Below are 14,052 nucleotides of genomic sequence, written 5' to 3' on the forward strand. Positions count from 1 at the left end.
AGCGGCCTTCCGGGTCGTTGACCGTCGCGTATAAGTCGGGCGTCAGCGTGGTCGTCGCCGTCCCAGCCTCATCGAGGGGCCAGACGTTCAACGCCGATACGGAGGGCTTGGACAGTTCCACGGTGAAGGTGGACCAGGGTGACCAGGCGCCGGTGATTCCGGCGGCGGTGGCGCGGGCGCGCCAGCGGAGCTTCCAGCCGTCGGACAGCTTGCCGGCCGGGACGGTCACGTTGCCCTCCGAACCGCTGTCGACGGCGCTCTGGGAGGTGCCGGACCAGATCAGGCCGATGCCTTGGCCGGTGGCGGCCGGGTCGTGTTCCACCTCGACACTCAGCGTGGACGAGCGGCCTTCCGGGTCGTTGACCGTCGCGTATAAGTCGGGCGTCAGCGTGGTCGTCGCCGTCCCAGCCTCATCGAGGGGCCAGACGTTCAACGCCGAAGTTGTGGGGGCATTCACGGGCGGCGGTGGTTCTTCGGTCGTGAACGTCCAGGTGTGGGGTGCCATGACGTTGCCGCCCGTGTCGGTGGCGCCGTGCACCTCGACGGCATAGGCCGTGGTTCCCGAGAGCGGCTGGGCTGGAGTGAACAGCAGCGTGGTGACGGTGCTGGCTGTCGTCTCGCCGGGTACAGGAGCGCCGCCCGAGCTCTTGACGGTGATCTGGCCGTTCGTGACCGGCTCGCTGAAGGTGACCGCTACTTTGCTGGATAGCGCAATGTCCTTGGCGCCTGCGGCGGGGACGGTATTGGTCACCGTGGGAGCCGCGGTATCCAACTGGCCCGTTGTGAAGGACCAGCTATAGGGCGCTTGCATCGCATTGCCAGAAGCGTCTTTGGCCGCGCTGACTCGAACGGCATAAGTGCTCACCTCCGCAAGTGAACTACCTGGAGCCAGCACCCAACGCTTGCCCTCGTCTTCCACGGCTACGGCACCAAGAATGGGCGTTCCCGTGGCGCTGGTAACGACGATCTCGGCATCGGACACCGGCTCGCTGAAGGTGACAGTTATCTTGGTGTTCAGAGCGACGCCTGTCGCGTCCTTCGCGGGCACCGTCTTAGTCACCGCGGGAGGAGTACCGTCAGTGGCGAACGACCACGAGTGGGGGGCGGTCATCTGATTGCCGGCGTGATCCTTGGCGCCACTCACCTCTGCGGTATAGCTCCCCGGATTAAGTCGCTGCGCCGCCGTGAAAGCCACTGTGTTACCCGTGGCGTCCAGCGCTGCTGAGCCTGGGACGGAAGTCCCTCCGGAGTCTTTCACCACTAGTGTCGCTTCAGTGACCGGTTCGGTGAAAGCTGCGACGATCCGAACATTGACAGGGACATCTCGAGCGTTCGCAACCGGCATTGTGGCGACTATCGATGGGGGCGTCGTGTCAGGCTCGGGTTGGGGATCGACGTCGGGAAGATCGTCCGCGCGCACGTAGGTAGGTACGGAACTGCGCTCCTCCGCGAGCTCTTGAAGTTGTTCGTAGGTCACCGGCGAGGGATCAGGCCCGTCGGGATACGTCGCAGTTTGCAGTGCCTTGGCCTCTTCATAAGAGGGTGGCTGTGTGAAGCGTTCAGGTCCGTCGTGGGAGTAGTAGACGGCTTCAAGCTCCTCAGGTGCCTCGTACTCAACGAAGAAGTAGGGGTGGTGGCTGCCGTCCGGTGCGGTCTCCGGGTAGTTACCGGACAGGTACTGCCGCCAGTTGTTCGCGCCCGATTCGCTGACCGCGCGGACCATGACCCCGTGGTTGGGTGCACCGTTTGCCCATGCTTGGGTGATGTCCTCGATGGAGTACCAGAGTTCGCCCTCAGCCATCCAGCCGTCGCAGTTGCGGTCCTTGCCGTAGGGATTGATCACGTGTCCATCGGCCACTGCGAGCGGCTGGTCGGACCACTTCAGCGTGTTGGCGGTCCAACTGCCGGCGATGCGGTGCATGGAGATGCCGCCGACCTCACCACACGCGCTGGAGATGTAGTTCCACAGGGTGATGTTGGCGTCGATGATCGGCCGGCCCATGAACGGCGCGTTGGTGAGATTGAACTTCAGGTAGGAGCGGTAGTTGTAGCCGTCGCGCCGTCCGGCGAACAAGGCGTTGCTGCCCGAGGAGTAGCTGCCGTTGGTGTAGCTACCGCCGTTGGCGATGAAGGTGTCCTCCGGGGCGCCCGCACCGTGCCAGGGGGTCGGGTTGGCGGCGGCGATGGTCACCGGGTAGGTCACGGCCGGGTCGGCCAGGAAGGCCGCATCAGGCGACAGGATCAGAGCGGTATCGCCGCCGCTGCCGGACAGGGCCGCGGTCGCGGTGCTCGTCTTGCCGGTGCCGGGCGAGGCCGACTCCTTGGCATCCACCAGCGGCAGAGCAGACAGGTCGGCGACCTGCTTGCCGCCCGCCAGCGCGGCCGGCTTGCCTGCGGAGGACTTGCCCAGGCTCATGCCAGTGGGCGGGTCGATCCGCACGGGCAGTTTGAGCTTCTTGGCGGGCCGCTCACGCAGCACGATCTGCTGTTGGTAGCCATCCGGCAAGACGGAGACGACAAGGTCAATGCCCGGCCCATAGGCCGAGCGGTAGGTCGCGGTGCTGCCGGACAGCTCCGGGGTCGGCAGGCTGTCACTTGGGGTGTCGATGACGATCTCGCCCGGCCGTCCCTGCTTGACGCCGAGGGAGTCGCTCTTGGCGACCAGCAGCGGGCTGTCGCCGCCGTTGGACAGGCGGAGGTCCATCTTGGTCATCCTGGGCTGGACTACGCCGTTCTCCACTGTCAGCGAGGTGTTGACCGGATGCCAGGCGCCGTCCCTGCGGACGCGGACGGGGGAACCGTAGACGTAGGTCCGCACGGTCTTGCCGTCCGGCTTGGCGAAGGTGGTCATGTTCTCTGTGTGCAAGCTGGGGATTTCCACCTCCTTCCCGGCTCGCTGGGCCTCGGCCTTGGCGAGATCGACCGCGCTGCGTTCGCTCGGGGAGGCAGAGGGGGTCGGGCTGGGGCGTTCTGCAGCCGCAGGGGCTGTCGTTATCGCTGAGACTGGCATGAGGACCGCCAGCGCCAGGGCGAGCAGCCGCGCTCGGGGCAACCTTCGTAAGATGCTCACTGACACCTTCAATCAGGCTCGACGTGGGCAAACAAGATCAGTTGTATCCCGACCGACCTGGAGCCACAACCCCTAAATCCGAACAAGTTTGCTATATTTCCTCTCGTATACGAGGCTTTCTAAGAACAAGATCAACCGTTGGTCGGGCGGGTCAGCGCGCGGGCCGACAGCCAGTCGCAGTTGCCGACGTCGGTTCCGATCTGGTCGCCGTGGCGGCAGTGGGAACGGCGCAGCCAGGCCGGGGACAGTTTGATGCGGTGGCAGGTGCGCAGGACCGCCTCGCGCAGCATGCGTTCGGGGTCGCGTTCGCGTCCAGGGTGGTCGTGGCGAGGAAAGTAGGGGTCGTCATCGCGTGCGCCGGCGGCGCGGCGGCGCACCAGGTGGGCGGCCAGCAGAGGGGCTGCGGCCGGGGGCATCGCGATGGGGGTGGTGCTGGCCAGGTGCGGGGTGGTGTCCCGGGTGACGAAGTCGGCCTCGCCGCGTTGGTTGACCCACGGGCGAGGGCTCGTAGTAGTGGACCTGGTAGTCGTCGGGGTCGCGGGGCTTGGGCGGCACGTGCAGGAAGCGGCCGTCGGTACTCAGGTGGCCGCAGCGGATGAATCCGAAGTGTCGGGTGCCGGTGCAGAAGTAGAGCGACAGCGTGGTGGCCGCGGCGGCCTGGGGGCTGGCCTCGGTGCGCAGGCGGCGGGCGATGCGGTCGGTGAGCAGGCTCAGCAGCCGTCCGCCCGAGGTCGGGACCCAGGGTGGCCGGTTTCCCAGCGCAGGCTCCAGCCGCCGATCAGGAAGGCGACCTGGATGGCCTGCAGCCGGATAAGGGCTACTTGGCCGGTGGGGGCCGGGCCGATGTACTCGTCGCGCAGGTAGGCGACGATGTCGGCGGCCAGCAGGAGATGGCTCTCTGAGCCGCGGGATTGGCCGTGGGTGACCTGGAAGTGCAGCCAGGCCAGGGCGCCTTCAAGCTGGTCGTCGAACACCTCGCGCACTCAGGCGAACATTTCGGGGTCCAGCCTGCGGCGTGCGGTGGCCAGGAACAGCGGGAAGTCGACCAGTGGAAGGTCGGTGCTGGGTGGTCCAGCCAGCCCGGCGGGAAAGGCGAGAGCGGGCGTGGGCAAGGGCAGTCGCTCGTGGAAGGCGGGCACACTGATCTGCTCGGCCCGCTCGAAGCGCGCGCACGCCGATTCCAGGCGTGAGCTGGGCTTCGCCGACCAGATCAAGACCAGTGACACCAGCAGGCCTCCTGCCGCGCTGACGGGCACATGATCGCCGGTTCGGCCATGCGCTCGCCGAACTACCAGGAGGCCCAGTTGGTGATGATGGCCCGTAACGGCTCTTCCCAATGGTGGGCGTTGATGGTGCCGTTGACGTCGAGCGGGGGCACTTCAGCCAAGCCGAAGGCGTGGCAGGCCTCGTTGGCGACCATCGCGGCCGCTGAGATCAGGCCCGGCCCGTCGGTGGCGAGATCGTCGAGCGGGGCGAAGGCGTCACCGACGGCGCGGCAGGTCGGTGACAGACCTGCGTAGTCGCCGTAGCTCGTGCTGGAGGTCAGCTGGATCTCGCGAAGGGAGTCACGGCGGGAGAGAGCGACCTCGAAGCCGTCGATCTGATCGGTGTCTGCGAGCAGGCTCACCCTGATCGCAGTGACGCCGCCGGCAGCAGTGCGATCGCGTGCGTGGCGGCCGAGATATCGCAGTCCCGACAGCAGGTAGAAGACGAAGTCCTGGACGAGAACGCGGATCGTTTCACCCGTCTGATCCTCGCCGTTCAGCGCCATGAGGAACGACCCTGTCCCATCGGTGTGCAGTTCGCTGTACACGGCAATGACGGGGTCTCCGAAGACCGCGATGAGTCTGCCCGGGGCGACTCCCACCTGCTGGAAGGTCCATTGACGTCCGATCATCACTGGTTCGGCATGCTGGGCACGCTGAAACTCCAGCAGAGCAGCCCGGTTGAGCACAAGCCTTCCAGCGGTCTCCGGAACGATCGTCACCACTACGATGGGTCGCGTCGGTTCCTTCCGGTAGAAGCCGTACTGCGGAGTCCGCATCCCGAACCTTTCGGGTTCCTGCGGCGGGTCTGGGAGGGTGGAACCGTCCCGTTCCGCGTAGGCCGCGACACATTCGGCTTCCGCCTCCTGCAGCCGGTCATGGATCGACCGTCCGGCGGTGACGCGATCACGGTAACGGGTGGCCACCTCGGGTTCGAGCATCCAGCGAGTGGCGGCCCCGTTGCGGATGGGGAAACGCAACCAGCCGTCGCGGTGGTGGGTCTTGTCTCGGGTGTCCAGGAGTGCGTGCGGGGCCAAGCCGCTGCGTTCGACCAGAACCAGCAGGACGCCGTGACGCGGGTCGTCGGGGTCCTCGACGGCGAGGATGGCGACCTGCAAGGGGTGCGGGGACACGTTCAACAGCACGTCGTGGAGTCGGCGCTGCTCACTGTCACTCACGTCGACCTTGGTCACTTCCTCGGGAATGGCGCGCTGCCCGTCTTCCTTCACGCCGATGACCAGGAGTCCGCCGCGGTCGTTGGCCATGGCGACGACGTCCTTGCAGAACTCGACCTTCTGCTCTTCGTTCTTGGCGTGCACCCGTTCCTTGTAGTCCAGGTCGGCTGCCTCGGCTGCCTCTTCGCGCCCGATCAGCGCGAGCACGTCCGCGAAGACCACCTGATCAAACCGCTTACCGAGCAGCGCTTCAAGACGCGCAGACCGAAACATGCTGCCACGCTAGCGAACCCGACTACGTAGGCGCGGACCTGAGACCGCACGGGGTAGCCACTCGGGTCGAGCAGGACCGACCACACGGCCGATTACGTTTCGTCCCTCTGACGGAAGGCTTCCGCCAGGTTCGCCAGAGCGCGGTCTCGGCTGTGGTCGTCACCCGACTCCTGGAAGGTGGCGACGGCCCGTTGATGAGCCTCGATCGCCTCGTCGAAGCGCCGAACGTCCCGAAGCACAGTACCTAGGCTGTTCCATGCCCTCCCTTCACCGTGCCGGTCACAGGTCTCCTGGTAAATGACGATGGCTCGCCGGTATGCCACTACCGCATCCTCAAGCCGTCGCGCTGTCCGCAACGCGATCCCCAAGTTGTACTGGGCATCGCCTTCACTGTGTGGATCGCCCACCTTTTGGAGGTTGGCGATGCCCTGTTGGTGGGCGGCGATTGCCTCCTGGGACTGCCCTGTTTCCAGCAGGGCGAGCCCCAGGTTGATCCGGGCACCGCCTTCACCTAGTCGATCGCCTTGCTCCTGAAAGACAGTGATGGCCTGCTGATATGCGTCGAGCGATTCCGCAAACCGCCCCAGTACATGCAGCACGGCGCCGAGGCCATTGCGCGCCATCGCTTCGCTATGCCGATCTCTTAACTCCTGGGAGATCGTGATGGCCTGGTGATGGGCGTCGAGTGATTCCTCAAGGTGCCACGTTTCCCGCAGCGCGGCGCCGAGGTTGTTCCACGCGATGGCTTCAAACCAGCGTTCACTGAGCTTTTGGGCACAGTCCAGGCCGATGCGGGAGACCGTCAGCCAGTCCTGCAGATGCCGCTGCCATCGCAGATACTCGCTGAGGGCCCAGGCGAGGTGACGAGCATGGGCGAAGTCGCCGTTGCGGTAGATGGTCGTGATTGCGGCCATGAGGTTGACACGTTCAGTATCCATCCAAGTCAGCGCGTCCGCACGGTCGGCGAATTCGGGAAGGACGGGCTGCCCTTTCAGCGCGGTCAGATGAAGACGAGCTGCGGTGGCCTGCCACGAGTAGTGCAACACCAGCCTTGTCAGCCCCTCGTGTCGTGAACCTTCCTCCGCCCCGCGGCCGACATCGCCATCATCGCCGGTGCCGTGCTCGAATTGTTCAACTGCGTACAGGCGCAGCAGGTCGTGCATTCCCCACCGTTCCCCAGGGCCGCGGATGATCAGGTGTGCGGAGGCAAGCTGGCGAAGGTCTCGCCGCACCACGGGCTTCGGACGCCCGTCGAGTTCCGCGGCGGACTCGGTGGAAAGGTCGATACCAGGCGCCAGCGGCAGCATCCGGAACAGCCGTGCCCGCTCCGGATGCTGGGCAGCCAGCCGCCGGTAGGACAGGTCGAAGGCCGCACGTACCGCCCACGGCTGATCCGGGTGCTGGCCATCTATATGCAATACATTCAGCCGGTCGCCCGTGTCGGTGAGCTCGCATGCCATCGCTGTCAGCGGCTGGTCGGACTCGGCGGCCAGCAGCGCGGCGACGATCTGCACCGCCAGCGGCAGCCCTCCACACAACCTGACCAGCTCGAGCGCGGCCTGCGGCTCCCGTTCGACACGGGTGTCGGGCGCCCGAACGGCCAGCGCAGTCTGCAGCAACTGCACCGCCTCGTCTTCATCAAGGACGTCGAGGCCGAACCGGCGACCGGTCAGAACGAGGGTGTGGCGGGAGGTGACCAGCAGCCGGTGACAGCCGTGTGCCGGGACCAGCGGTTGCACCTGGTCGGCGCTGACGGCGTTGTCGGCCACCACCAGCACGCCCCGGCCTTCGGCGGCGTACCCGGCTAGAACCGACTGATACACCGTCAGGAGCTCTTCCCCTGTCGCCGGGAGGTCCGCATCGCGCAGGCCCATGGCACGTAGCAGCTGCCCCGCTGCCGCCCCTGCCCCGACCGGCTCGCTCACTCCGGGGGTGTAGCCGTGCAGGTCCAGGAAGAATACCCCGCCCGCGAACCAGCCCGCCTGCAGCGCCTGGTGGGCGGTTACCAGGGCCAGCGCGGTCTTGCCCACCCCGGCCATGCCCGCCACCGCTGAGACGACTACCGTCGTAGCCCCAGCATCCATCTCCGCCGCGCCAGACCTAGCACTCCCGGGGTGGAGCGCGTCCGTCAGCCGGGCCAGAATCTCTCCACGGCCGGTGAAATCCGGTGCCGCCGCTGGCAACCCCGCCAGTGCCTTCACCGGAGAAGGCAGCGGATGCAGATGTACGTCACCGGTGATGACGACACCCGGGTTATCACCGTCGATAGCCACCGAGCGCTCACCCATGGCCAATATCCCAGACAAGGGCACGGCTGGTACGGCGGAGACTGAGCCCGCTCCGGGCTGGCCAGCGGAAGAAGAGGTGGTCACCTTTACACGATGGCCGCATCCACACAGGAATGCCCCCGCCTGTGGCGAATCGTAACCAGCGGTAGAGCGCCAAGCAGTGCATTGGCTCTGCTGGGCAGCGGAGCAGTGACCGAGACGCCAGCCCGTCGAGCAGCAGGTCCGCCAGGTCGCTGAGCTGTGGGTGACCCGCAAGGGCAACAACGCGCTGTCGGCGGCGATCAGCCCGGCCCAGCACGACTTCCGGCGCCGCTACGCAGCGGCGATCGAGGCCGAGGATAAGGTCACGCTCAAAAAGCTCGACCTGTTCCGCATGGACGTCTCCACCTATGTGCGGCTCTATGACTTCATGAGCCAGATCCTCGACTACGGTGACCCGTACCTGGAGATGCTGTCGATTTTCCTCCGGCTGCTGGAGAAGGTCATCGCCGAAACCTCGTGGAGCGCCGATGTTGACCTGTCCGATGTGGCCCTGGTCGGGGTGAAGCACGCGAAGAGGATCGCGGTCGACATCTCGCTGACCGGAGACTGAATCGCCCCGAGTTCGGTGGAGACTTGATCTCTTGAGAGGATCGAGTCCATGCCAGGTAAGTCTCCCTACCTCGCCGAGCTGCGTCGCCGAGCGGTGCGGATGGTCGCCGAGGTGCGGCCGGATTACCCGATCGAGTGGGCCACGATCAACGCGGTCGCGACCAAGCTCGGCATCGGCACCGCGGAGACACTGCGCACCTGGGTCCGCCAAGCGCAGATCGACGAGGGCAGTCGGCCCGGCCGCACCACGGATGAGTCGGCCGAGCTGAAGCGGCTGCGCCGGGAGAACGCCGAACTACGCCGCGCCAACGAGACCCTGAAGGCCGCCTCGGCTTTCTTCGCGGCCGAGCTCGACCGGCCACACACGCACTCGTGACCTTCATGACCAGCACGCCGACGTGTTCGGTGTCGAGCCGATCTGCCGTGTCCTGACCGAGCATGGCTGCCCGATGTCCATCAGCACCTCCTACGCCGCCCAAAGCCGCCCGCCCTCGGCGCGGGCGGTGCGCGACGACGCCCACATCACCCGCATCCACGCCGGCAACTGCGGCGTCTACGGCGCCCGCAAGGTCTGGCAACAGTTGCTGCGCGAGGGGCATCGGGTGGCCCGCTGCACCGTCGAACGCCGTATGCGCGCGCTCGGTCTGCAAGGCGTTCGGCGGGGCAAGAAGATCCGCACCACGACACCCGATCCAGGACACGAGCGGGCCTCCGACCGGCTGCAGCGCGACTTCACCGCCTCCCGGCCCAACGCCGCCTGGGTGGCCGACTTCACCCACGTGACGGCCTGGTGCGCAGTGGTCTACGTCACGTTCGTGGTCGACATCTACTCCCGGGCGATCGTCGGCTGGGCCGCCTCGCCGACCAAGCACACCACCCTCGTGCTGGACGCCCTGGACATGGCGTTGTGGCGGCGCGAGCACACCGGCCACCGGCCGGGCCGGGACTGATTCATCACTCGGACGCGGGCAGCCAAAAGCACCTCTTTCCGGTTCACCACCCACCTACCGGCTGCCGGCATCGACGCCTCCATCGGCACGGTCGGCGACGCGCTCGACAACGCCCTGATGGAATCGCAGATCGGCCTCTGCAAGACCGAGCTGATCAAGCCTCGTGGCCCATGGCGCAGCCTGGCCGACGTCGAACTCGCCACCGCCGAATGGGTGGCCTGGTTCAACACCACCCGCCTGCATTCAGCCATCGGCCACCTCCCGCCCGAGGAGTTCGAGGCGATCTACTACGCTCAACACCACCCCAACGAAGCCCTAGCAATCAACCGCTGAGGTCTCCATCAAAGCCGGGGCGGTTCAGACGGCGAGCTGAAGGGGATCAGCGCGGCCGGTACCGGCTCCAAGAAGGAGCCGAAGTATGTCGCGCTCCAGGTCGTCATCGACAAGATGAACGACTTGTTCGGGCCCAGTCGTTCACCGAGTCCCAGGTCCGCGAGTTCGTGCAGGGGCTCGTGCAGCGGCTGCTCACCGACCCGGACTTGGTTCAGCAGTGCGCCTGCCGATAATTACGTCCACCCAGGTCATGGCCCTGCGAGGGCTTTGCGAGCTCTGGTCACTCGGGAGACAGAAGCATGTCCGGCAGGATGATCCGCTGTGCTGTTTCGTCTGGCCTACGTGACCGTCACGAACGCGTTCGCCGCGCTGCGGGTGCTGCCCATGGGCGATCGGGACAAGGGCGTGGAGATACTTGCTGTACGTCACCAGATCACGGTCCTCGGACGCCAGCTCGGCGCCGACTCCAGAGTGAGATTTACGCCCGGGACCGAGCCTTCCTTGCCGCGCTCCTGACGTCGCTGCCGCGCGAGGTCCTGTGCCGGCTGCGGCTCCTCATCCGTCCGGACACGGTTCTCCGTTGGTGGCGTGATCTGCTGCGACGTCGTCACGCCCTATACCTGATCAGCACCGACGCCGTCAGGGGCCGTCTGCGCGCGCTGAGGGAAGCTGAGGGACGCAGCGTCGGCGGGGATGGGCCATGGCGGCTGGTGCAGGTGATCGGGGTTCGGTGGCCGGGCTCCTTGCGTAAGTCCGCTCACGATAGGTGTTTATGCGTGATATCGGCCAGATTCGTTGTGTCCAATGGAGGCCATTTGGTTGCGGTTGCATGTCGCTTGGTGCCGGTGGTGGGTGGCGCGTCTAGCCTGAGGATGCCGGTGTGGCGCTCGTGGGGGGCGCGAGGTTATCTCGTTGCGGGATGGCGGCGGTGCTGATGGTTGATCGGTTACTGGTGGACATCGATGCCGATGGCCGGGTCTCGGTGGCGATATGGCTGGCCGGTGAGCAGTTTCCCAAACGGGCCGGGCAGCCGGTCGAGGTGAGCTGGCCGCTGGATGCGCAGGCGCTAGAGGATCTGCGCTGGTATCTGGAGGACTACCTGCGCCACCCCTTCGCGGTGTATTCCGAGCGCGGCAGTGACATCGCCGCCAAGCTCCCCGGCTGGGGCGAGAGCGTTTTCGAGGCGATCTTCGGCTCGGCGCCGATGCGGGCCGCATACGCGACAGTGCGGGCACGGGGCCGGCCGGTCGAGGTGGTCCTGCAGTCGACGGCCGCGCAGCGGCTGGGACTGCCGTGGGAGTTGATGTGTGATCCTGCGCGCGGCCGCCCACTGGTGCTGGATCAGATCGCGCTGACCCGCAGCCTGCCCGCCGCCGATCTGAGCGAGGCTTTCCCCACGGACGGCACCCGGCTGCGGGTGCTGATGGTCATCTCCCGGCCGGCCGGTGAGCGTGATGTGGGTTATCAGATGATCGCCCGGCCGCTGCTGGAGCGGCTGCAGGTCGTGCGCGGCAACGTGGATCTGTACGTGTTGCGGCCGCCTACCCTGGACCGGCTGCGGCAGGTCCTGGACGAGGCGGCCGCGGCGGGTGAGCCGTTCCAGATCGTGCATTTCGACGGGCACGGCGTGTTCGGCGGCGGGCACGCCCCGGCCCCGGGGTGGGATCCCCTGCGCTTCCAGGGCCCGATCCCGCACGGGATGCTGGCCTTCGAGACCAGCGGTGGCGAGCCCGACCTGGTACCCGCCGAGCGGGTCGCCCAGGTGCTGTCGGCCGGGCGGGTGCCGGTGGTGGTGCTGAACGCCTGCCAGTCGGGGCAGGTCGGCGCCCAGGTGGAGGCGGCGGTGGCGACCCGGCTGGTGCAGGGCGGGGCGGCCTCGGTGGTGGCGATGGCCTACAGCGTGTACGCGGTCGCCGCGGCGGAGTTCATGACCGCCTTCTACGAGCGGTTGTTCGCCGGCGACCGAGTCTGTGACGCGGTCACCGCCGGACGGGCCCGCCTGGCCCTGCACGACAAAAGGCCCAGCCCCAAGGGCCTGCTGCCGCTGGCCGACTGGATGGTGCCGGTGCACTACCTGCGCCGCGACGTGTCCTTCCCGGACCTGCGCACCGATCGCCGGGGGGCGTCGCTGGAAGAGATGCTCGACCAGTTACGCACGAGTGCCGGCGACGGCGACCAGGCAGCGGACGTTCTGGCGCCGGACGGCGCGTTCGTGGGCCGGGACGGCCTGTTCTACACCCTGGAGACCGCGGCCCGGCTGCAGCGCGTGGTGATCCTGCACGGCCCCGGCGGGACGGGCAAATCCGAGCTGGCCAAGGCTTTTGGCCGGTGGTGGCGCGACACCGGCGGCGTCGACCGCCCGGACTTCGTGATCTGGCACTCTTTTCAGCCCGGCCTGCCCTCCTTCGGCCTGGACGGTGTCATCACCGCCATCGGGCTGCACGTGTTCGGCGCCGACTTCGCCCTCGCGGAGATCGGTGAACGCCACCGGATCGTGCGGCAGCTGCTGGGCGAGTATCGGCTGCTGCTGATCTGGGACAACTTCGAATCGGTGCACTCGATGCACGACCCGGCGGCGGCCACCCCGCCCCTGGCCGACCCTCAGCTGGAGGAGCTGCGGGGCTTCCTGGCCGGGCTCGCCCGCGCGGGCAACAGCTCGGTCCTGATCACCACCCGCAGCCCCGAACCCTGGCTCGGCGAGCAGCTACGGCGCATCGAGGTGGGCAGCCTGGCCCAGCACGAGGCGATCGAGTACGCCGACCAGCTGCTACGGCCCTACCCGAACAGCCGGCCCCGCCGCCAGAGTCCGGTGTTCGCTGAGCTGATGGAATGGCTGGATGGCCACCCGCTGGCCATGAAGCTGACCCTGCCGCACCTGGACACCACCGACGCCGGCGTGCTGCTGGCCGGGCTGCGGGGCACCGCCCCGCTGCCCGGCCGCGACGACGGCGACCGCGCCACATCCCTGCCGGCCTGCGTCGCCTACTCCTTCACCCATCTGCCCGCCGACGACCGCCCGGCTCTGACCGCGCTCGCGCTCGTGCACGGCATCGCCTACACCGACGTCCTGGCGATCATGTCGCAGGAGACGCAGGTCCCGGCGCAGTTCCATGGCCGAAGCCGCGACGACTGGCAGCGGATACTGGACGGGGCGAGCGCGGTCGGGCTCCTCACCTCCCTGGGCGACGGCATGTACCGCATCCACCCCGCCCTGCCCGCCTCCCTGACCAGCCAATGGCGCCTCGATCACCCCGACAGCTTCGATCACCAATTCACCCGCACCACCCACGCCCTTCTGACCGCGTACGCCACCCTCGGCCAATGGCTGGACCAGCAGATCTCCGGCGGGAACGCGCAACTGGCGATCATCGTGATCGATCTGCAACGCCGCAACCTGGGCAGCATGCTCGGCTACGCCCTGGACCACCAACTGTGGGAGCACGCCCAGGCCATCATCCAACCCCTGGACGAGTATTGGGATCTTCGCGGGCTGAGCGAGGAGGCCCAGGGATGGGCCGACCGGGCACGCCTGCTCCTCGAAGGCCCCGACGGAGCCGCACCCGGCCTCGACACCGACGCCGGCCAACTCTGGCTGTACATCGTCGGCCGGGAAGCCGACCGGCACCTCCAGGCGCATCGGCTCGAGGAGGCCCAGCACACCTACCTGAGCCTCCTCATCGCCCTCCAGCAGCAAACCCCTCCGCCCCAAGGCCACATCGCCGTCACCTACCACCAGCTCGGCATCGTCGCGCAGTTGCGGGGCCGGTTGGATGAGGCCGACGCCTGGTACCGCAAATCCCTGACCATCGAAGAGGAGCTCGGTGACCGGCCCGGCATGGCCGGCAGCTACCACCAGCTCGGCAGGGTCGCGCAGTTGCGGGGCCTGTTGGATGAGGCCGATGCCTGGTACCGCAAATCCCTGACCATCTTCGAGGAGCTCGGCAACCGGCCCGGCATGGCCGCCAGCTACCACCAGCTCGGCATCCTCGCGCAGTTGCGGGGCCTGTTGGATGAGGCCGATGCCTGGTACCGCAAAGCCCTGACCCTCAAAGAGGGGCTCGGTGACCGGCCCGGCATGGCCGACAGCTACCACCAGCTCGGCATGGT

Annotated in this window: 9 protein-coding genes and 1 pseudogene; 4 read left to right on the forward strand and 6 right to left on the reverse strand. The window is 67.3% G+C overall.

Going from position 1 to position 14,052, the window contains the following annotated elements; translation table 11 throughout:
- From ACIBEJ_RS33860 to ACIBEJ_RS33885, 6 genes are all read right to left on the reverse strand, one after another.
- Positions 1–2,851 (reverse strand): Ig-like domain-containing protein (locus tag ACIBEJ_RS33860; protein ID WP_397186954.1); only part of this gene is annotated, 2,851 nt, incomplete at its 3' end.
- A gap of 350 nt (positions 2,852–3,201) precedes the next feature.
- A complete protein-coding gene (locus tag ACIBEJ_RS33865; RefSeq protein ID WP_397186955.1) occupies positions 3,202–3,486 on the reverse strand; it encodes a hypothetical protein in 285 nt (94 codons plus the stop codon).
- Positions 3,487–3,780: 294 nt separating this feature from the next.
- A complete protein-coding gene (locus tag ACIBEJ_RS33870; protein ID WP_397186956.1) occupies positions 3,781–4,053 on the reverse strand; it encodes a hypothetical protein in 273 nt (90 codons plus the stop codon).
- Positions 4,054–4,296: a hypothetical protein gene (locus ACIBEJ_RS33875; protein WP_397186957.1), complete on the reverse strand. Its 243-nt coding sequence runs from the start codon at positions 4,294–4,296 to the stop codon at positions 4,054–4,056. It lies immediately after the preceding gene.
- A gap of 62 nt (positions 4,297–4,358) precedes the next feature.
- Positions 4,359–5,783, reverse strand: coding sequence for a helix-turn-helix domain-containing protein (locus ACIBEJ_RS33880; RefSeq protein WP_397186958.1), 1,425 nt, complete (start codon positions 5,781–5,783; stop codon positions 4,359–4,361).
- A 92-nt stretch (positions 5,784–5,875) separates the two neighbouring features.
- Positions 5,876–8,071 carry a tetratricopeptide repeat protein gene (locus tag ACIBEJ_RS33885; protein WP_397186959.1) on the reverse strand — a complete coding sequence of 732 codons (2,196 nt, stop codon included), beginning with the start codon at positions 8,069–8,071 and terminating at the stop codon, positions 5,876–5,878.
- A gap of 244 nt (positions 8,072–8,315) precedes the next feature.
- On the opposite strand from ACIBEJ_RS33885, the gene ACIBEJ_RS33890 reads away from it, so the two are divergent.
- From ACIBEJ_RS33890 to ACIBEJ_RS33905, 4 genes and pseudogenes are all read left to right on the forward strand, one after another.
- Positions 8,316–8,663 (forward strand): hypothetical protein, encoded by a 348-nt coding sequence (locus tag ACIBEJ_RS33890; RefSeq protein WP_397186960.1) that lies wholly within the window; start codon positions 8,316–8,318, stop codon positions 8,661–8,663.
- Between the two features lie 48 nt (positions 8,664–8,711).
- Positions 8,712–9,945: pseudogene (locus ACIBEJ_RS33895) on the forward strand (IS3 family transposase).
- 321 nt (positions 9,946–10,266) lie between these two features.
- Entirely contained in the window at positions 10,267–10,461 is a 195-nt protein-coding gene (locus ACIBEJ_RS33900) for a hypothetical protein (RefSeq protein WP_397186961.1), read from the forward strand.
- 418 nt (positions 10,462–10,879) lie between these two features.
- On the forward strand, positions 10,880–14,052 hold a 3,173-nt coding region (locus ACIBEJ_RS33905; RefSeq protein ID WP_397186962.1), incomplete at its 3' end, for a CHAT domain-containing protein.

The organism is Nonomuraea sp. NPDC050790 (genome assembly GCF_044456745.1).
Lineage (GTDB): Bacteria > Actinomycetota > Actinomycetes > Streptosporangiales > Streptosporangiaceae > Nonomuraea.